This window comes from Bradyrhizobium sp. Kon58, from assembly GCF_055807455.1.
On record NZ_JBVVOT010000019.1, the window covers coordinates 1 to 18,256 of the forward strand.

The following is an 18,256-nucleotide window of genomic DNA, read 5'->3' on the forward strand; positions in this document are numbered from 1 at the left end:
GTGACGACGGTGTAGCCGTTGTAGTCGAGCCAGTCGATCAGCGGCCGGATCGAGGAGTACTCCTGATCCTCGATGATCGCGGTGTAGTAGAACGCCCTCAGCAGCGTCCCGCGGCTCTGAAACTCCTTCAGCAGGCGCTTGTAATCGATGTCGAAGCCCAGAGTTTTCGCCGTCGCGTAGAGATTGGCTCCATCGATGAAGAGCGCGATCTTGTTAATAGTGGAGGCCATTTTTACTTTCGCGGAGGTACTTCATCAGGAAATGAGAGATGGAATGCTTCGCTGAAGACTGAAGATGAAAGGCGGACACTTATTTAGCATAGTTGCCATGGACGATGCGCGCTAGGCGGTTGTAAAGGGGATTCTCGATTGCGCCCTTGTGACTTCAGGTTGCAGGCGGTCAGATTTGCGCTTTTGCCGTACCGTTTCGGGGCTGGTTTTGCCGACGTCGTCGGGGCAGTACTACAGGGCGCGTGGCCGCACTTAGCATCGTCTCGGATAAGTCCGGAATCGCGCAAATGACGGAAGTGAGCGTTGCCGGCCTGCGGCACCATGGCGCTCGAAGATTGACGTCAATCGTTCAATCGTTCAATCGTTCTTAAGTGTGATAGATGGCGTCGCTAAGCTGGAGTCATCACTTCTCCGGAACGAGGTTCGACAGCATCATCACCAACTGAGCCTGGCGGTTTGTCCCCGTCTTCATAAAAACAGACTTCAATTGATTGCGCAGGGTCTGCTTAGAAAGCCCTCGCTCTGCCGCAAAACTTTCCAAATCCTTGCCGCTCGCAAGAGCCCATGCAAGCCGGGATTCTGCGGCCGTCAGCTCAAAGGCCTCGCGCAGAGTCATCATACCTGCTGACTGCGTTAGGTCGGTGTCGGAGATAACTAGTATTGCGTGGAAGAGGGAAAGGGGAGAGTCGGTTAGACCAGTAAGCCGCATCGGGTAGATGACAAGTCGGCCGCCTGAAACCTTTTGCAGAACTATGGGCGCGATAGTGAAGGCTTCAACGCTCCAGAACAGAGCTCTGATCGCGTTGTGCAGGAGCTCATTTGATTTCGGATCTTGGCAGCGAATGCGTCCTGCCGAAATCTGCAGATCAAGTCCGATTAGTCGCTCCGCCGCCGGATTGACGCGAACGACGTGGCCCGACCGGTCAAGCAGAAGTGCCGCGCGCTTTGAGAAATCGAAGGCACTTAGTGCTGATTCCCCTTTCGCCAGGCCGAGCGCTGCGCAAGTCTGAACGACCGAATCCAAACTGTTGGACAGCTCGGAAAGAGCTCGCAACTCTCTCGCGGAATAAGAACCTTGGTCTGGCGTCCTTTGTAGGCTCAAATTCCAAACTAAATCTCCCCGGCCGATCCGGACGCCTGCCCAACCGCTAAGATTACAGTTCCGAAGGAACTCTTGATAAAAAGGCGAACGCTTGCGTGCGTCTAATGGCATGCAGTCGTCGTCTGTCGCCACTCCATTGGCCAAGAAGGCGGCCTTCCCCCGGTAGCGCTCGTCGCGGCCTTGCCATCCGTCACTGACGTAAATATTTGCGCTGCGATCCATGGAAGGAGTAGCAGCAACGATAGGCAATGCTCCGACAACTGGTAACAGGACCGCGCCATACGACCCGGTGCATTCCGCCGCCGTCTGCAATGCCTCTGTCCAGAGAGAGGGATCGATCGCGGCGGCGGCCAACACGCGGCTAAGTCGCTGCAGATCAAAGGGTTCCATCCACCATTCCGACGTCGTCGAATGTGCCGCAGCACCTCTAAAGGCATAGCCCAATTGGGCCATGCTGCCTCAGGATATTCGCCTTATCAAGGGGTTGGGTAGCCCCGCGAGACCCACTTCGGCAAGGCGAGAGCAAAATGACCATCATGGAAGTTGGCCACAGTCCTACAGGGGCTCGTAGCGACCGCCCTCTTGGGCAATGCGGGCCGGTCCGCTGTTCACGAGTTTCGCCCTGCTTGAGCCCGTCTTCATGAACAGCTACGACCGCAACTTCTGTCGGAATAGAACCAGTGATCTGCCAACCTTTGACATCGATGTTCAACGCAGGGGACGACGTTGGGGCTGGTTCATTCGGACAAGCTCGGGCGAAAGCTTAGTAGAAGGCCGAGAGCGCAGTCGGGCCGAGGCGAGATATAGGGCGGCACGAGCGCTGTTTCAGCTATTGGCTTCCTCGCCCTATCAGAAAGCAGTCAAAGAAGCTTTACGCGCCGGCAGACCTAGTTAGTTCACTTTCACACGTTAACGCGATAAGAGAAAGTACCCCCATTGCTTCAACGGTCGACCTGATACGAGTTGCCCAGCGGAATGCACTCAGGGATCACCAGTGTGATCGGGATTTAGTTTAGAGCAGGGCATCTTCAAGCGATGCGACTAAGGACGTTTGCGACTTGAGATCGACGCGCGGCCGCCGAGTGCGTTATCTAACGTGCATTTTCTCGACTATCGCGTAGAGCAGCACGAAGATCGGTAAGAAGACGAAGAACCAAACCACTGACTGATCGGTTTTCGCGAATTCGCGGTTTGGGTTGCTGTCGGTCGCGTGAGGCGTTGTCGAAAGCACTCGAGCGGGCCGACCTCGTCTTGCGAGGCGGCCTAGCAGTCGGCGGACTGTCTCTTCCGGAGGAGGCTGCCGGTTCATCTTGATGCTCAGAGCGTGAACATCGACGGGAATTCTCGTACCCGCTCGATATCGACGTAACCGCTTCCGTTCAGCCATTCGTGCCGGCAATAGGCGAGGGATGCAGGATCGATGGTAAGCCCATCTCTGGCGATGGTGCGTCGCGTGCCCATGCGGCCGGCCCACTCCTTGCTGCGGGGAGTTGGATCGACGCGACCGACGACGTAAACGGCTGTGTCGTTCGTCAAAGCAATCTCCAAAGGTGCTTAAATGAACTGGCGACAATATGGAAAGCTTATCGGCAGACCGATTTTAAGCAACGAGGATCGTTGCTGCAGGTGCGAAGGCTATCGCTCCCGCCGGCGGTGTCGCCCTGTTGCGCGATTCCAAGCGACTCAAGTGCCTGCGCAAGAACGACGATCAAAACAGGGGCGTTGAGATCGTGCGCAAACTCTCGCATTGCCGGCTCGATCTATAGGGATCTGCACCATCATCGGCCAAAAATTGGATCGCAATGTAGTTTTCATTCCGGCGGCACCTCAGGGAGAGAGCAAGACAAGAACAGGCTCTGTGACCTTGACCACCAATTGATTGACCACCGAAACCGCGTGAACAAACAGCGATAAAGATGGTCAATCGCGAGCGAACTTCATTGTTATTGTCGGTCTTTTCGCTTCCTACTTACGTTAGGAACGTAGGGGTCGCGGGTTGCGCATGCGATTTACAATGCAGGTGTAACCTATTGATCTATATAGGCCTATCGAATGGTTCTTTTACAGCTAAGTACCTGTTTGTGTTCGTAGAACATGAGACTCTTAATCAGCGGGTCCCAGGTTCGAGCCCTGGTGCGCCCACCACCCTAAGATATTGGCCCGCGAGGGCTTTTTTAAATTCCCAGGCAGAACAAACCGGGTCTCCGTGCGACGCTTTTAATGGTCGTACGTCGCACGCCGTGCGACGAGTCGGATAATTGGGACCGAAGCTCATCCACAGTTTGGCACGAGACCCACCGGTCTGCGTTTCAGCTCTTCATGCCTTCCTTCCGCACTTGCAATTCAAGCCTGTCGATACTGGAATCGGCGCGAGTCGCATTGCGGGCGCGGTAGTGCTTCACGATGGTCTGCGCGCTTCGGTATGAATGTCCAGTGATGTCGCAGATCGTCAGCTAGTCGCAGCCAGCCCGATCGAGAAGCATGACGCAGGTATCACGTAGGTCTTGGTCGTGCTTTTGGTCGAGTTCGCCGGCGCCGTTGACGAACATCAGCGCGGCGCAAGGCTTTAGACGCCATGCTGTCTCAATGCCAATTTGGCGGCCAAGATATCCTCTATGTCCGTTTCTGGATCATGTTGGCTTAAGAGCGCTGTTTCATTGCTATCGAGAGTCGTCCGGCTTCGCCGCGACCGCTGGACCGTCCCGTCGCGACCAGCATGTCGACCTGTTCGAGGATCATTCGCGATATTCGCAGGATGCTTCTTCCGGCAGTTGTAGGCACAACGCCTCCGCTTGACCGCTCAAACAATATCGCTCCGATTAGGTGTTCAAGCTGGCTGATTGAGCGGCTCAACATAGAATGACGCATACAAAGCAATTCCGCTGCTTGCCGAAAGCTCCCACAGTCCGCAGCTGCGACAGCCAATCGCAAGTGATGCAGACCGATGTGGGCTGACCGAGCAGAGGCAGCCATATCTTTGGAGGTTGTCGATGATTTGATCTAATGGTCCGACATGCGCGCCGACGCTTAATTTCTCAGCTAGCGGCTCTCACTGCAGGCGTCTTACCGCTCGATTATTTTTTCGTCACCCCAATCCGCTGAGGTCGAAATGATCTCGGACGTCTTGCGATAATGTGCGGCTAGGAGATCCAGCGCGCTTTCGCTCCGGCGGAGGGCGGCATCCATTATCTCCTTATGCTCTTTCGGTACGTCGCGCGCATGCTTCTCGGCAACGCGGCCGATTAGGCTCGGGAGCCGATAGCGCTGCGTTTCGATATAGAGTTGGCCGGCGATCTCAAGCAGGCGCGGTGATTTGCAGTATGCGATCAAGGCGCGGTGAAAATCATGATGTCTCTTCTCCATCGCCAGAACCTCGGCAGCCTCCGCGGCGCCGTCCGCCTGGCTGCGGCCGTCATCGGGGGAAAGGCGCTTTCGACCGTCGTTGGCGGCAGGGAAGTTTATCGCGATGCGAGCTATCGCGACAAATAAGTACTAGCCGCGCGCAACTCCGCGAACACGGCTTCACGGCCGGAGGCAGCTCGGTTTCCCTCTTTCCAGTGCGAAGCCTAGCGCGGAGTTCGCGGTCAAGAAGTACCAGCTTTTGCGCGGCGTTTGCCATGGCGGCCGTTGTCGCCAGGGCCGAGCCTCAGGTGTCGTTCACCGATTGCATCGTGCTACAGAATCGGCTGGTAGGTCGGAAGGCGCCGTGCAGCAAGTTCTACGACGGCACCCATACGCCAAAAAAGGATATTGGCTATCGTTTCTCCGATATAGGTTACGCCCCGCTCGGGGCGGCTCATCTGATCCATTATCCTATTGGTCGACGCAGGCCGATGGAGAGGCACCGACATGGTCGCGAGAAGAGCTGCACCCCGACGTGGGATCCTGGGTTCTCGAACGACGGCGCGAGGTCGCACCGATGGTTATCGTACTTCGCAGAAAGGCCATCCGAATCGGTCGCCCTGGGGACGGGCCTTCGGGATGATGAGCGGAAGGCAGCGGTTCTGCTGCGCCATCTGTCCGGAGTAGAGCACGTGACCAGCAATCCCGAAGACATCCGCGCCGACAAGAAGCGGCCGTTCACCGGTGCCGAATACCTGGAATCGCTTCGCGACGGCCGGGAGATCTATATCTATGGCGAGCGGGTGAAGGACGTTACCAAGCACCCTGCATTCCGTAATTCGGCCGCCTCGATCGCTAAGCTATACGATGCGCTCCACAATCCAGAAACGCGGCCCGTGCTCACGACAGAAACCGACACGGGCTCGGGCGGATATACGCATCGCTTCTTCCGCTACGCCCGTTCGAGCAGTGATCTCATCGCGCAGCGCGACGCGATCGCTGCATGGTCCCGCCAGACCTACGGTTGGATGGGGCGTACCCCCGACTACAAGGCAAGCTTCACCAATACCCTGGGCGCGAATGCCGGCTTCTACGGTAAGTTCGCCGATAATGCGCGAGCTTGGTATGCGCGCGCCCAGGAGGCCGTTCCGTTCATCAACCACACGCTCGTCAATCCCCCAATAGACCGCAACAAGGCGGCCGACGACGTGAAGGACGTCTATGTGCGCATCGTGAAGGAGACCGATGCCGGCATCTACGTAACGGGTGCGAAGGTGGTCGCTACGTCTTCGGCATTGACGCACTACAATTTCCTCGGGCAGAACATGGCGGCCGAGATCACGGACGACAGTCTCGCCGTCATGTTCATCGCCCGGATGGACACCCCCGGCATCAAGTTGATCTGCCGGCCTTCCTACGAACTTGCGGCAGCGGCCACCGGATCGCCCTTCGACTATCCCCTGACCAGCCGTTTCGACGAGAACGACGCTATCTTCATATTCGACAACGCGTTCATCCCGTGGGAGAACGTATTCGTGCACCGCGACATCGATATGCTGCGGAAATTCTACCCTCAGTCCGGGTTTCTCAACGGCTTCACCTTCCAGAGCTGCGTGCGCCTGTCGGTCAAGCTCGACTTTATCATCGGGCTTCTTCAGAAGGCGCTGCGCGCATGCGGGACCGATGGATTTCGCGGTGTCCAGGTTCAGCTGGGCGAGATCATCGGTTGGCGGAATCTGTTCTGGTCGCTCACCGACGCGATGTCGGCGGTGCCGGACAAGTGGCATGGCGACGCGTACTTGCCGAGTGTCAAGGCAGGTTCGGCCTACCGCATCTTCGCAACCGAGGCCTATCCGGCGATCCGCTCCATCATCCAGCAGATCGTCGCGTCGGGCCTGATCTATCTGCCATCCAGTCCGCGAGACTTCAAGAATCCCGAGGTCGATGCATATCTCGCCCGCTACTCGCGCGGGTCGAACGGGATCGACTATAAGGAGCGCATCAAGATCATGAAGGCGCTCTGGGATGCGGTCGGATCCGAATTCGGTTCCCGCCATGAACTTTACGAGCGGAATTACGCCGGCAACCATGAGGCCATCCGCATGCAGGCGTTGATGCAGGCGCGGGGCTCTGGCGCGCTGGCCGAAATGGAAGCGCTGGCTACCGCCTGCATGAACGATTACGACGAGAATGGCTGGGTCGTTCCGGGCTACCATAGCAACTCGGATGTCAGCATCCTCGACCGGCTGAACGGTTGACGTCATGCACGTCGATCGCAACACCTTCCGCACCGCAATGGCGCGCTTCGGCGCCGCGGTTTCCGTCGTCACGACCGACGGGCCAGGTGGTCGTTGCGGGTTCACTTGCACGGCCGTCTGCTCGGTCACCGACGAGCCTGCGACCGTGCTTGTCTGCGTGCACAAGGACAGCAGATCGAATCTGGCATTCAGAACCAACCTGGTACTGTGTGTGAACCTCCTGAACGCGGATCAAGGCGAACTTTCCGCGACCTTCGCAGGCCAAGTAGGCGAGGACATGGAATCGCGTTTCAGAAGGGTCAGCTGGTCGACGCGGAAGACCGGCGCGCCGGTCTTTGACAATGCCGTGGCGACACTGGACTGTAGCATCGCCGAGATCAAGGAATTCGGCACGCACAACATCATGTTCGCGCGTGTCTATTCGGCGGAGTCGAGGTCGGAGCAGTTGCCGTTGATGTATTTCAATCGCAAGTATCACGGTCTGGAGCCTATCGGGCCGGGCGGATCTGCCGATGGAGTCCGCCGCACCGCGCCCGTTGATGGAAATTAGGGAGGACATCGTGCCGAGCAATTTGAAGGATCTGCCTATCAACCTCGATCGATGGATCGAGGACAATGGGCATAACCTCAAGCCGCCGATTGGCAATCTCCAGTTCTGGAAGCAGCGCTGGCAGAATCTGCTTGTCATGATGGTAGGCGGACCGAACTACCGCCCGGATTATCATGACGATCCGGGTGAAGAACTCTTCATCCAGCTGCGCGGCGACGTGACGCTCAAGCTGATCGATCCGGTCACGCGCGTGCGCTCCGAAGTCGTGGTGCGCGAGGGTGAGATGTATCTTCTACCGTCCCATGTCCGGCATTCGCCCCAGCGGCCGGAAGGCTGCATCGGTCTCGTGATCGAGCGCTACCGCCAGCCGGGGGAGGTCGACGCACTGGAGTGGTATGATGAGCAGGGAAACCTGACATTCCGGGGAGAATTCCTAATCACCAATATCGAGACGGATCTCAACAAAGTCCAATCGGCATGGCAAGAATGGGTCCAGGATTCAGACCGGACGATCCCGACCATCTGGCGTGTGGGCGAGAAACTTCCGGCCAAGGAACTCGGGGCGAAAGCCTGACACCATGGCTGCAGAGGCGATGATAGAACCACGTTCGAAAGCATTTCCGGACGCTCGCGGTTCCTCCCGACGGGCTCTCGAAGTTCCGGCCTACTATCTGTACGGTGAGGATTGGACGGCGGAGAGCTTCGGGTTTTTTCATATCGAACCCTTTGCGATCCGGAATATCCCCAACAATTGGCGGATCGGCCTGCATCGACATCCCGACTTCCATCAATTCTCGATCACGTTCGCTGGGGGATGCGTCTTCGAGCATGACGGAGTTGAACGGACCGCCACCGGGCCGTGCTGCATCTTTACGCCGGCGAACGCCGTTCATCAATTCACGTACGAGCCCGATAGCGTCGGCTACGTCATCAGCATGTCTCCGGACTTCCTCGCAGGGCTGACGCTCGAAGACGGCTCGATAAAGGCCGCGCTGCTGCGGCTGACCACGCAGCGTCTGGTCACCTTGAACGACGACGTGGGCGGCGAGAATCTGCGCAAGCTCGTCGCTTTGATCGCCGAGTCCTTCGGAACCAGTCGGGGAAACGGTCGCGAGATGCTGCGCCACCTCTTCGGTGCGTGCCTTCTCGGAATTGACGCGGCGACCGCGCAGGCGTCGGCAGGCCTCGAGCAGGAGAACCGCTCCACCGCGAATGCGGCCGAGCTCTTCGACCGCTTCCGGGGATGCCTCGAGACCGATCTCGAGATCGCCGGTAGATCCGGCAATCCCCCTGCTGTCCCGCTTACGGTCGACTCTTTCGCTTCCCGGCTGTCGACGACGCCCTATGCCCTGAACGCGGCATGCAGACGGGCTCTTGGCCGCTCGGCCAGGGAAGTCGTCCAGACCGCCCTACTGGGGCAGGCGACGAGGCTCCTGCTCTACAGCAAGCGATCGATCAAGGAGATCGCATACGGTCTCGGATATTCCCATCCGTCGCACTTCGTCCGCTTCTTCAAGCACCATCGGGGTACGACGCCCGAAATCTTTCGACAGCAGGTTGCAGAGCCGAAATGCAGTTCGGCCGGCCCAACAGTCGGCGCCGGCCCGCAACCTTCAAAAACAGGAGACTAGAATGGTACGTACAATCATCAACAACCCCGCTCTTCCGAGATCGAAGTCGCCGCACTCGAACGCGGTCAAGGTCGGAAATCTGATCTTCGTCTCCGGCTTTCCGGGGTACGATGAGAACGTCAAAATCCCGCAGGGCGACTTCGCTCAACAGATGCGCTACGCGCTGCAGCACATCAAGGCGACCCTCGAATATGCCGGCAGCTCCGTCGACAAGATCGCCAAGGTCAACGTGTATCTCGATCGGCGCGCCGACTTCGAAGAGATGAATGAGATCTACAAGGAATTCTTTGGTTCCGACCAGTCCGGATGGCCGGCCCGCACCACGGTTGAGGCGCGGCTACCGCGAAAGGACTTTCTGCTCGAGATCGATTGCGTTGCCGAGATTTGAACGGTTCCTACGGGACTAACGATCCGCTGCAACGTCTCTCCATCGCGTCCTAGCAGGAAGTCATGACCATGCTGCACGGCATAAGCCGTCCGACCATCGCGCAGGGAGGGCCGAGTGATTGGCACCACCTGTATGCTGCTGTGCGGTTTTCCTGCGTGTGCTTTTCGCGCAGCGGACCGCGGGTGCCAGCCGGCACCCGGCCTTCTCTGCGCCCTCTTGGATTTGAGGGTGACGTGACCAGGCAAAGCTCGGGCGAATTTCGCCGCGAGAACGCGAAAACGTGTCCTGCGGGGTTGCAATGCATGTCAGAGGACTGCGATGTCTTCCACCAGATGTCGTTTTCATTTTAGAACGGCGCTTCATGATCAGAAAGAAGGATGGCGGCACAAGGCGCAGGCCGATAACGAAACTCCAGTGTTGTCCGCGTCACGCATCCTGCGGCGCGGCTGCGTCGGCAGTCCGTCGCCGTGCCGGCAGGAAAAACCCCGCAATCGCGCCGGCCAGCGACAGCGTTGCAGCAAGGCTCATCGCCGCGGCAAATCCGCGCTCGAAATGCCCGGCCGAGTAGGCCCCGCCATGGGCCGAGAAGCTCGCCACCAGCGCGGCGATGCCGAACATGCCGCCGAGGAAGCGGCCCATGTTGAAGATGCCGGACGCCTTGCCCATTTCGGCCACCGCGACCGAGCTCAGGATGGCGTTCTGTGCTGCCGGCATCGCCATCGAGACGCCGACGCCGGCCAGCACCAACGGCGCGACCAGAGCGGAGTAGGTAACCGCGGGGCTGACGATCTCCGCGATCCAGCCAAGGCCGATCGCCTGCATCAGCAATCCCGTCACCACCAGCGGCCGCTCGCCGAACCTGTTGACGACCGCGCCGGCGATCGGGGCGGTGACGAACAGCGTCGCTGTCCAGGGCAGCAGGCGAAGTCCGGCGCCGAAGGCGTCGAAGCCCAGCGCGGTCTGCAGGAACTGCGGCAGCAGGAACACGACCCCATACATTGCGGCGTAGAACAGGACGCTTGCGGACATGCCGGAGGCAAGCGCGCGAGATGCAAACAGCCGCATCGGCACCATCGGCGCGGCCGCGCGCAATTCCCAGAGCACGAAGCCGGCGGCGAACACCAGGCCCGACATCAGCGTGGCCATGATTTCGGCGCTCGCCCACCCGACAGCGTTACCGCGCAACAGGCTCCACACCCACGCCAGCGCCGCAAGCGCGACCAGCGCCAGTCCGGGGATGTCCAACGCAGCGGCCGGGCCGAAGCTTTCGCGCAACCGTGCCAGCACCAGGGCGATCGCGATTAGGCCGATCGGCAGGTTGATCCAGAACACCCAGCGCCAGCCGAAATGTTCGGTGATGAAGCCGCCGATGGCGGGGCCGACGATCAGCGCGCAGCCGGTGATGCTGCTGAAAATGCCGAGCGCGCGGGCGCGCTCCTCGCGGCCGAACGTGCCGCTCAGGATCGCCATTGCGAGCGGCATCACCAGCGCGGCGCCGGCGCCCTGCAGCGCGCGGGCGGCGATCAGCGCGGTGGCATTGCCTGCGAGCGCACAGGCTGCCGATGCAACGACGAACAGGGCGATCCCGGCGGCGAACATGCGGCGGCGACCGAAGCGGTCGCCGAGCGCGGCGCCGGTCAGGAGCAGCACGGCGAAGGTCAGGTTGAAGGCGTTGACGGTCCATTGCAGCGTCTCGACCGCGCTGCCGAATTCGGCGCGGATGGCCGCGAATGCCGTCGTGACGATCATGGCATCCAGCGCCATCATGAAGGATGCCAGCGCGGTGACGCCGAGCACCCAGTTCTGCGCCGCGCGATTGGTCGGGGTCTGCATCGCCCTGTCTCCGTGTGTCGCGCCGCCTGTCGCGGCGCGTTCTGCGGGCTAGACGAGGGCTGAGCGGCAAAGGATGCGCCCAAAAATAATTTGTTCCGGGCCGCATCCCTCGCCGGCCGGCGAACGTCCCAGGGGTGATGCGGCCATTTGCGCGATTTTAAGCGAACCAGGTCGCGACATGAGCAAGGAGCGCGCGATGAGAAGGACGTTGATCAGATACAAGGCCAGGCCGGAGCTGGCCGACCGGAATGCCGAGCTGGTTTCGGCCGTATTTGCCGAATTGAAGGCGGCCGGGCCGGACGGCGTGCGCTATCTGACGCTGCGGCTGGAGGACGACACCTTTATCCATCTTGTCGAGGCGGCGGCCGAGGACGGCTCGAGCCCGATCCCGAAGCTCAAGGCGTTTCAGGCGTTCCAGGACGGCATCCGTGACCGCTGCGCGGAGCCGCCGCTGGTTCGTGATGTGAGGATCGTCGGCAACTATCGTATGCTGGACGAGTCCTGACCAGGCCTAGCGGAGGAGCAATGGCGCCAGATCCCCTGGCCACGGTCGATGTCGAGGCCCTGCTGGCGCGGATGCGGCCGAAACTGCATCGCTACTGTGCCCGCATTGTCGGCTCGGTCATCGACGGTGAGGATGTGCTGCAGGATGCGCTGATCAAGGCGGTGGAAGCGCTGCAATCGGTCTCGCCCGTCAATATGGAGGGCTGGCTGTTCCGCATCGCGCACAACACCGCGCTGGATTTCCTGCGTCGCCGCAACCGGCAGGAGGCGCTGCATTCGGCTGAGGAGGTGGAGATGATTGCCGACCGGCTCGATGATGTGGAAAGCCGCCAGATCGCTGCGACCAGCCTGCGCACCTTCATGCGGCTGCCGGTGACGCAGCGCTCCAGCGTGATCCTGATGGACGTGCTCGGCTGCTCGCTGGCCGAGGTTTGCGACATCATGGATTTCAGCCTGCCGGCGGTGAAGGCCGCGCTGCATCGCGGACGCACGCAGCTGCGTGAGTTCGCCGGAGAGCCGGACGACGTGCCGCAGCCGCGCCTGTCGGAAGCCGATCGGACGCGGCTCAACGCCTATGTCGGCCATTTCAATGCCCGCGACTTCGACGCGATCCGCGCCATGATCGCCGACGACGTCAGGCTCGAGCTCGTCAACCGCACCAGGCTGAAGGGCAAGGCCGAGGTGTCGAACTACTTCGGCAATTATTCGAAGGTCAGCGACTGGCACCTGGTGACGGGGCAGGTCGAGGGACGTCCCGCGATCCTGGTGTTCGATCCGAATGAGCCAGCCGGGCGTGCGAAATATTTCATGCTGCTGAACTGGTCCGCCGGCAAGCTCGCCACTATCAGGGATTTTCGTCACGCAGCCTATGTTATCGATGGTGCGGAGTGCGTGGTGGATAGAGATCTCGACGAACTCACTTCAGGATAAGTCGAGCGGATCGAGCTGCCGCTCTCAAGGCTGAGACACAAGTCATATGCTTCATCCGAAACTCGCGCTTCGGCAACGCGGGTCAGCGCTTCGGCCCAGCCGAGGGCGGCTCGCTCTCGCGCGGTGAATAAATCCGTGTCACGCCAAGCGATCGCGAGATCCAGCCGCGGCTCTAGCGGTCCCTCCTTACGGGCTTCCGAATAGTAAAGTTGAAGGCCGGCTGCAGAGCCGTTGATTTGAGATGTGCGGATCGCCACGAGCCGAACGAGGTCCTGTTCAAGGCCATTGTCGAGGAGCGTGCGGCCGTAATCCATGAGTTGCTGCACGAGTTGCGGCGCAGCGACGAAAGGGCTGGTGCGAGTTGTCATGTGGTCTCCCTGTGTCTTGATGAGCTACCTGTGAGCCCGTGGCCACGTGCGGACGAGCGGCGCTGTGAAGTTCGTCTCGTCGGTATTTCGATGGCTACGTGCACGATGCCGTCGAACCCTGCGGCGAAATGGCGAATGCGCGTACGGCAAAACCGTGTGGTCCTGGCCGTCGTTACTGCGGTCGAGCTTTCGCGGAGGTGTGTGCGAACCCAACCGGGCGGACAGCATCATCCAAATTCGCGAGGCGAGGGAGGCCAGAAGGAAAGTTCGGCTCCCGGGAGAGCGCGGCATAAGCCGTCCGACCATCGCGCAGGGAAGGTCGAGTGATTGGCACCACCTGTATGCTGCTGTGCGGTTCTTCCTGCGTGTGCGTTTCGCGCAGCGGACCGCGGGTGCGAGGTCAGCACCCGGCCTTCCCTTCGCCCTCTTGGATTTGAGGGTGGAGTGACCATGCAAAGCTCGGGCGATAAGCGCCGCGAGGATGCGAAACTGCGTGTTGCGCCATCATGCATGCCGACAGACGCGCCATGATACTGCGCTAGCGCGATCGGCCCGGACCGTAACGCTGTGCGATCCGGACCGATCGGCGTGACGCGCGGATCTAGCTGCAGCTCAGCGGCAACGGCCGGCCGGGATGCAGTTCGTACCAATCATAACAATCCGGATAGGCGCCGTAGAATCCATATCCGGGCCGGTAGCGACCGTAGCTGTGAAACGCGTGCTGGCGGAGGCCGCCGGCATGATCGCCGAAGCCGAGGTGCTCGCCGCCGAACCGGGCGCCGCTGCCGAATCCGCCTTCATGCCCCATGCCGCCGAAATGCGCGCCGCCGCCAAAGCCCGCATGTCCGCCGCCAAAGCTGCCGCCGCCAAATCCGCCGTGGCCGCCGCCGCCGCCACCGCCATGCGCGTCGGCCGTGCCGATCGCGAGCGTCGAGGCGAGCGCTGCTGTTGCCAGAATCATGATGACTCGTTTCATGGAAAACTCCTCTCGTGTTGAGCCCGGTCATCCCTGAAGCCCGCTTTCGCGTCGCGCGGTGCGCGCGAGGCTGCTTGATGGCTGGGCGTGTGATGCTGGAGAGGTAGGAGCGCTGCGCGGCAATCCAACTGAATTCGACGTCAGACATTCAGGTCAGACATCGGGCGCGCCGCGCACGAAGGTGATCGCGCCGCGCGTGGCCGCGAGGCAACGCAAGGGAGCGGGCTGACGAGGTCAGTCCGCTCCCCGTGATTCGATAAGCGTCCGGCCGGCGAAGTCCCCCGGCAGGAAGCGTTGGCGCGATCAGAAGAAGCTGCCGGTGCCGGGCTCGCAAGGCACGTTGTTGCCGGTCCACGGCGCAGTGGCGAAGGCGCCGACGCGCGGCGCAGGAACGCAGCCACGTTCGCCCTGATAGACGGGCGCGCTCGTTGCGACCGTGTCGGCCTCCATCGCGGGCTGTCGCACGACGCGGTGATGCTCGCGCGCCATCACGGGACCGCCGAGCATCGCGGCTGCAATCAGTCCCATCGACAACAGTTTGGACGTGGTCATTCGCTCTCTCCTTTGATGACATCAGGCCGACCAAGCCGGCTGCTCATCGAGGTGTGCGCGACCGGGCACGATTCAAATGCACGAATTGCTCACCACAATTCAACGGCCCGTGAGCCGATGTAACGTCGCACCACGATCGTGCGAATCCATAACATTCGTTGTCCTCCGGACGACCGCGAGCGCGTCGAGCTCATATGTTCGATGCAGCGCAGTTCGGAGCGGAGCCCTGAAGATGATCACGCCATTGGCAACACGTATCGCCCTTGCACTGGCGCTGCTCCTCAGGCGCACGGCCGAGATCATGAACTGCAATTCAATGGTGCCCCCTGTGCCGCGAGCCTATCTCGTACCGCAGCGAGTGGCCGGCAAAAGGCGGCGTCAAGGCCGCGCATTCGACGAGCGCGGGCATCGAACATGACCCAGCGCGTCGCCGAGCCTACGCGTACCCACCACGCACCAGAACGCCGCGCGGAACGTGGAGCGAGGATCATGAACCGCATTCTCCTGATCGAGGACGATGCGGAGACCGCGGAGGCGATTGTCGCCGAGCTTTCCGATCGCGGCTTCGAGGTGCAGTGGGCCGGCGACGGCGTCGACGGTCTCGACCGGGCGCGTGCGTCGAGCCCGGATGCCATGATCGTCGATCGCATGCTGCCGGGAATGGACGGGCTCACCGTCATCGAGGCGCTGCGCAGGGATCAGGTCCGGACACCCGTCCTGGTCCTGAGTGCGCTCGGCGCGGTGGACGATCGGGTGCGCGGGCTGCGTATGGGCGGAGACGATTATCTCACAAAGCCGTTCGCGCTCGTCGAGCTTGTCGCGCGGATCGAGGCGTTGCTGCGCCGTCCGATCGACAGCCGAGAAACGACCTTGCAGGTCGGGCCGCTCGAGATCGATCTGATCGAGCGTACCGCGCGACGCGGCGGGCGTGAGCTCGACCTGCTGCCGCGCGAATTCCGCCTGCTCGAATACATGATGCGCCGGAATGATCAGCTGCTGACGCGCGCGATGCTGCTCGAAGAGGTCTGGAACTACAAGTTCGTTCCGGCAACCACGAACCTGATCGACGTGCATATGGGCCGGCTCCGTCACAAGGTCGACGGCCCCGGAGAGGTGCCGCTCATCCACAACGTCCGAGGCTCCGGCTTCGTCCTGCGTTCGCGGCAATAGGGGCCGGCGATGCGTCAGATCCAGCTGATCCGTTCCAGCACGTTCCTTTCGGCCCTGGCCATGGCGGCAGGCTTTGCGCTGTTCGTCGTCGGCCTGTTCGCATTCATCTACTGGAAGCTCGACAACTATCTGGTCGCGCGATCCGATCGCATGATTACCACCCAGATTCACTTTATCTCAGACCTGTCGCCGGCCCATCGCATCAGCGCGATCGCGGATCATCTCGATCAGGATTCCAGGGGCGTGCAATACGCGGGACTGTTCGATGCTGCGGGCACCCGCCTTGCCGGCAACATCGACCGCGTGCCGCGCGAGCTCGGGCTCGACGGAGCGGTGCAGGGCGTGCGCCTCGATCTCATCACGTCGACGGCAGTGCACGATCCCGTCGTCAGGGTGATCGGCAAGCGCCTCGACGGCGGCGATGTCCTGGTGGTCGGACGGAATGTCGACGAGACACGCGAGATCTCGAGTGTGGTGGGGCAGGCGCTCGCCCTGGGCCTGCTGCCGGCCTTCAGCCTCTGCCTGCTGGCCGGTGCCTGGCTCAGCCTCCGCGCCCAGAGGCGCGTCGAGGAGGTGAACCAGCGGGTCCAGCGCATCGTCGCCGGCGAGCTGCGCGAGCGGCTTCCGCAGGACGGGACGGACGATCCGTTCGCGCGGCTGGCCGGGATCGTCAACGGAATGCTCGACGAGATGGAGACAATGATCAATGCGCTCGCCGGCGTCGGCAACGACATCGCCCATGATCTCAGGACGCCGCTCACGCGCGTCCGCCTGGCGCTGGAGCGGGGGCGAACTCATGCGGCGACGCTGGAGGAGCTGCAGGAGACCATCGACAAGGCCATTGCCGGCATCGACCAGTCGCTCGCGATCATCACCGCCCTGCTGCGCCTGACCGAGATCGAGAACAACCGCCGCATGGCAGGCTTTGGCGAGGTCGCGCTGGACGAGATCCTGCGCGAGGTGTGCGACGTCTACGAACCCATCGCCGAAGACAAGCGCATTGCGCTTGCGGTCGTCATCGAGCGCGATGTGCTGGTGTGGGGTGACCGCGACCTGCTGTTCGAGGCCATCGCCAATCTCGTCGACAATGCTATCAAGTTCACGCCGTCAGGCGGTCGGGTCGAGCTCGCCTTGGAAGGGGACGACGACACGGCGCTGGTGTGCGTCAGCGATACCGGGCCCGGCATCAGCGAGCAGGAACGCGAGGCGGTGCTGCGTCGGTTCTATCGCTCCGACAAGATGCGCCATACGCCGGGCGTCGGCCTCGGACTGAGCCTGGTCGCCGCCATCGTCAAGCTGCACGGCTTTCGGCTGATCGTCCGTCCGGCCCCCGGAGGGCGGATCGAGATCCTGGCCTGGACCGGACGGGCGGGGACGGCCGCCGCGCGCCGGTGGCGGACATTGCTGCACGCCGACGCAGACCAGATGGGATGAGCCAAATGATCCGCGATGCTTTCGAGATTGAACAGCCGGCCTGGACCGTGGGAGCGACAGATGCAGACTAGCCACGAACTGACGAGGACCAATCCCCCTGCTACGCCGGTCGCACCGGTGCCGTTCCTCAGCGCGTATTCCGCGGCCATCGGGCGCTACGACTTCCTTGAGCCCGGTCAGGAGCAGCAGCTTGCACGCCGCTGGCAGCAGACGCGGGACCGGCGAGCGGCGGACGCGCTCGTCACCAGTCATCTCCGCCTCGCGGCCAGGCTGGCGCGAGGCTACAAGGGATACGGCCTTCCGATGGTCGATCTGATCGCCGAGGCGAATCTCGGCCTCGTGATCGCAGCGTCACGCTTCGAACCCGGTCGCGGCGCGCGCTTCTCCACCTACGCCATCTGGTGGATCAAGGCGGCCATTCACGAGTACATCCTGCGGTCCTGGTCCCTCGTCAAGATCGGGACGACGGCCGCGCAGAAGAAGCTGTTTTTCAAGCTCCGCGGCGAGATCAGGAAAGCCACCGGCAGCGCGATGTCGGGGCTCACCCCTGACGTCGCCGAATTGATCGCGGGGAAGCTCGAGGTTACCGCGCGAGAGGTGATCGAGATGGACACGCGGCTGCATGGCGACATGTCGCTGAACGTGCGCGTCGGTGGCGAGGACAGCGGAACCGAGCTGGAAGCCTTGCTGGTCGATGGGGCGGTCGACGCCGAGACGGTGCTGGTCGATCACGAGCAGACCGAGCGGCGTGGCAGCGCCTTGCGTGTTGCGCTCAGCGGGCTTGCGGCGCGGGAACGTCGCGTCTTCGAGGCGCGGCGGCTGACGGAATGCCCCGTCACGCTCGATCGGCTCGCCCAGGAACTGTCCATATCCAGCGAACGTGTCAGGCAGATCGAGATCCGCGCCTTTGCCAAGGTCAGGCGTGCGGTGATGCTTGCCATGCAGGATGCGCAGCGGGGCGCCGCATGCAGCGTCTGAATTCGTTTTC

At 61.6% G+C, this 18,256-nt stretch carries 20 protein-coding genes; 11 read left to right on the top strand and 9 right to left on the bottom strand.

Annotated elements, in window-relative coordinates; translation table 11 throughout:
- From AC0L20_RS26390 to AC0L20_RS26410, 5 genes are all read right to left on the bottom strand, one after another.
- The coding region (locus AC0L20_RS26390; protein ID WP_473293655.1) for an NYN domain-containing protein at window positions 1-230 on the bottom strand (230 nt) is incomplete at its 3' end.
- Between the two features lie 403 nt (window positions 231-633).
- Entirely contained in the window at window positions 634-1,785 is a 1,152-nt protein-coding gene (locus AC0L20_RS26395) for a helix-turn-helix transcriptional regulator (RefSeq protein WP_473293656.1), read from the bottom strand.
- Between the two features lie 864 nt (window positions 1,786-2,649).
- Window positions 2,650-2,868 (bottom strand): hypothetical protein, encoded by a 219-nt coding sequence (locus tag AC0L20_RS26400; RefSeq protein ID WP_473293657.1) that lies wholly within the window; start codon window positions 2,866-2,868, stop codon window positions 2,650-2,652.
- Window positions 2,869-3,972: 1,104 nt separating this feature from the next.
- Entirely contained in the window at window positions 3,973-4,305 is a 333-nt protein-coding gene (locus tag AC0L20_RS26405) for a LysR family transcriptional regulator (protein WP_473293658.1), read from the bottom strand.
- Window positions 4,306-4,395: 90 nt separating this feature from the next.
- The gene (locus tag AC0L20_RS26410) at window positions 4,396-4,695 is read right to left on the bottom strand and encodes an FCD domain-containing protein (protein ID WP_473293659.1); all 300 of its coding nucleotides are present in this window, start codon (window positions 4,693-4,695) and stop codon (window positions 4,396-4,398) included.
- Here AC0L20_RS26410 and AC0L20_RS26415 point away from each other — a divergent pair.
- The 6 genes from AC0L20_RS26415 to AC0L20_RS26440 all read left to right on the top strand — a co-directional run bounded on the left by AC0L20_RS26415 (window position 4,678) and on the right by AC0L20_RS26440 (window position 9,501).
- A complete protein-coding gene (locus AC0L20_RS26415; protein ID WP_473293660.1) occupies window positions 4,678-4,821 on the top strand; it encodes a hypothetical protein in 144 nt (47 codons plus the stop codon). The two genes, AC0L20_RS26410 and AC0L20_RS26415, sit on opposite strands and share 18 nt — an antisense overlap.
- Window positions 4,822-5,366: 545 nt before the next feature.
- Entirely contained in the window at window positions 5,367-6,932 is a 1,566-nt protein-coding gene (locus AC0L20_RS26420) for a 4-hydroxyphenylacetate 3-hydroxylase N-terminal domain-containing protein (protein ID WP_473293785.1), read from the top strand.
- A 4-nt stretch (window positions 6,933-6,936) separates the two neighbouring features.
- Window positions 6,937-7,482: a flavin reductase gene (locus tag AC0L20_RS26425; RefSeq protein WP_473293661.1), complete on the top strand. Its 546-nt coding sequence runs from the start codon at window positions 6,937-6,939 to the stop codon at window positions 7,480-7,482.
- The gene (gene nbaC, locus AC0L20_RS26430; protein WP_473293662.1) at window positions 7,445-8,056 is read left to right on the top strand and encodes a 3-hydroxyanthranilate 3,4-dioxygenase; all 612 of its coding nucleotides are present in this window, start codon (window positions 7,445-7,447) and stop codon (window positions 8,054-8,056) included. The genes AC0L20_RS26425 and nbaC overlap by 38 nt, the downstream gene beginning before the upstream one ends.
- A 4-nt stretch (window positions 8,057-8,060) precedes the next feature.
- Window positions 8,061-9,113, top strand: a complete 1,053-nt coding sequence (locus AC0L20_RS26435) for a helix-turn-helix domain-containing protein (RefSeq protein WP_473293663.1) — start codon at window positions 8,061-8,063, stop codon at window positions 9,111-9,113.
- Window position 9,114: 1 nt separating this feature from the next.
- Window positions 9,115-9,501: a RidA family protein gene (locus tag AC0L20_RS26440; RefSeq protein WP_473293664.1), complete on the top strand. Its 387-nt coding sequence runs from the start codon at window positions 9,115-9,117 to the stop codon at window positions 9,499-9,501.
- A 426-nt stretch (window positions 9,502-9,927) separates the two neighbouring features.
- Here the strand turns inward: AC0L20_RS26440 and AC0L20_RS26445 are convergent, their stop codons facing one another.
- Window positions 9,928-11,334 carry a DHA2 family efflux MFS transporter permease subunit gene (locus AC0L20_RS26445; protein ID WP_473293665.1) on the bottom strand — a complete coding sequence of 469 codons (1,407 nt, stop codon included), beginning with the start codon at window positions 11,332-11,334 and terminating at the stop codon, window positions 9,928-9,930.
- A gap of 196 nt (window positions 11,335-11,530) precedes the next feature.
- Here AC0L20_RS26445 and AC0L20_RS26450 point away from each other — a divergent pair, with 196 nt between their 5' ends.
- Both AC0L20_RS26450 and AC0L20_RS26455 read left to right on the top strand, forming a co-directional pair.
- Window positions 11,531-11,839: a hypothetical protein gene (locus AC0L20_RS26450; protein WP_456768647.1), complete on the top strand. Its 309-nt coding sequence runs from the start codon at window positions 11,531-11,533 to the stop codon at window positions 11,837-11,839.
- A gap of 20 nt (window positions 11,840-11,859) precedes the next feature.
- A complete protein-coding gene (locus AC0L20_RS26455; protein ID WP_473293666.1) occupies window positions 11,860-12,768 on the top strand; it encodes a sigma-70 family RNA polymerase sigma factor in 909 nt (302 codons plus the stop codon).
- Here the strand turns inward: AC0L20_RS26455 and AC0L20_RS26460 are convergent.
- The 3 genes from AC0L20_RS26460 to AC0L20_RS26470 all read right to left on the bottom strand — a co-directional run bounded on the left by AC0L20_RS26460 (window position 12,705) and on the right by AC0L20_RS26470 (window position 14,664).
- Complete coding sequence (locus AC0L20_RS26460) at window positions 12,705-13,136, bottom strand: carboxymuconolactone decarboxylase family protein (protein ID WP_473293667.1); 432 nt, start codon at window positions 13,134-13,136, stop codon at window positions 12,705-12,707. The two genes, AC0L20_RS26455 and AC0L20_RS26460, sit on opposite strands and share 64 nt — an antisense overlap.
- A 601-nt stretch (window positions 13,137-13,737) precedes the next feature.
- Window positions 13,738-14,112, bottom strand: a complete 375-nt coding sequence (locus AC0L20_RS26465; protein WP_473293668.1) for a hypothetical protein — start codon at window positions 14,110-14,112, stop codon at window positions 13,738-13,740.
- A 303-nt stretch (window positions 14,113-14,415) separates the two neighbouring features.
- Window positions 14,416-14,664: a hypothetical protein gene (locus AC0L20_RS26470; protein WP_354056949.1), complete on the bottom strand. Its 249-nt coding sequence runs from the start codon at window positions 14,662-14,664 to the stop codon at window positions 14,416-14,418.
- Between the two features lie 489 nt (window positions 14,665-15,153).
- Here AC0L20_RS26470 and AC0L20_RS26475 point away from each other — a divergent pair, with 489 nt between their 5' ends.
- Genes AC0L20_RS26475 through rpoH form a run of 3 tightly spaced genes read left to right on the top strand, consistent with a single transcriptional unit; the run spans window position 15,154 to window position 18,246 of the window.
- Entirely contained in the window at window positions 15,154-15,834 is a 681-nt protein-coding gene (locus AC0L20_RS26475) for a response regulator transcription factor (RefSeq protein ID WP_473293669.1), read from the top strand.
- Window positions 15,835-15,843: 9 nt separating this feature from the next.
- Complete coding sequence (locus AC0L20_RS26480; protein ID WP_473293670.1) at window positions 15,844-17,268, top strand: sensor histidine kinase; 1,425 nt, start codon at window positions 15,844-15,846, stop codon at window positions 17,266-17,268.
- Between the two features lie 60 nt (window positions 17,269-17,328).
- The gene (gene rpoH, locus AC0L20_RS26485; protein ID WP_473293671.1) at window positions 17,329-18,246 is read left to right on the top strand and encodes an RNA polymerase sigma factor RpoH; all 918 of its coding nucleotides are present in this window, start codon (window positions 17,329-17,331) and stop codon (window positions 18,244-18,246) included.
- The last annotated feature ends 10 nt before the right edge of the window (window positions 18,247-18,256 follow it).

Coding starts and splice junctions, on each gene's coding strand:
- AC0L20_RS26455 (WP_473293666.1), top strand. CDS start 11,860: ATGGCGCCAGATCCCCTGGCCACGGTCGATGTCGAGGCCCTGCTGGCG.
- nbaC (WP_473293662.1), top strand. CDS start 7,445: ATGGAGTCCGCCGCACCGCGCCCGTTGATGGAAATTAGGGAGGACATC.
- AC0L20_RS26415 (WP_473293660.1), top strand. CDS start 4,678: ATGATGTCTCTTCTCCATCGCCAGAACCTCGGCAGCCTCCGCGGCGCC.
- AC0L20_RS26465 (WP_473293668.1), bottom strand. CDS start 14,112: ATGAAACGAGTCATCATGATTCTGGCAACAGCAGCGCTCGCCTCGACG.
- AC0L20_RS26405 (WP_473293658.1), bottom strand. CDS start 4,305: ATGGCTGCCTCTGCTCGGTCAGCCCACATCGGTCTGCATCACTTGCGA.
- AC0L20_RS26480 (WP_473293670.1), top strand. CDS start 15,844: ATGCGTCAGATCCAGCTGATCCGTTCCAGCACGTTCCTTTCGGCCCTG.
- AC0L20_RS26440 (WP_473293664.1), top strand. CDS start 9,115: ATGGTACGTACAATCATCAACAACCCCGCTCTTCCGAGATCGAAGTCG.
- AC0L20_RS26425 (WP_473293661.1), top strand. CDS start 6,937: ATGCACGTCGATCGCAACACCTTCCGCACCGCAATGGCGCGCTTCGGC.
- AC0L20_RS26470 (WP_354056949.1), bottom strand. CDS start 14,664: ATGACCACGTCCAAACTGTTGTCGATGGGACTGATTGCAGCCGCGATG.
- rpoH (WP_473293671.1), top strand. CDS start 17,329: ATGCAGACTAGCCACGAACTGACGAGGACCAATCCCCCTGCTACGCCG.
- AC0L20_RS26475 (WP_473293669.1), top strand. CDS start 15,154: ATGAACCGCATTCTCCTGATCGAGGACGATGCGGAGACCGCGGAGGCG.
- AC0L20_RS26395 (WP_473293656.1), bottom strand. CDS start 1,785: ATGGCCCAATTGGGCTATGCCTTTAGAGGTGCTGCGGCACATTCGACG.
- AC0L20_RS26435 (WP_473293663.1), top strand. CDS start 8,061: ATGGCTGCAGAGGCGATGATAGAACCACGTTCGAAAGCATTTCCGGAC.
- AC0L20_RS26450 (WP_456768647.1), top strand. CDS start 11,531: ATGAGAAGGACGTTGATCAGATACAAGGCCAGGCCGGAGCTGGCCGAC.
- AC0L20_RS26460 (WP_473293667.1), bottom strand. CDS start 13,136: ATGACAACTCGCACCAGCCCTTTCGTCGCTGCGCCGCAACTCGTGCAG.
- AC0L20_RS26445 (WP_473293665.1), bottom strand. CDS start 11,334: ATGCAGACCCCGACCAATCGCGCGGCGCAGAACTGGGTGCTCGGCGTC.
- AC0L20_RS26410 (WP_473293659.1), bottom strand. CDS start 4,695: ATGGAGAAGAGACATCATGATTTTCACCGCGCCTTGATCGCATACTGC.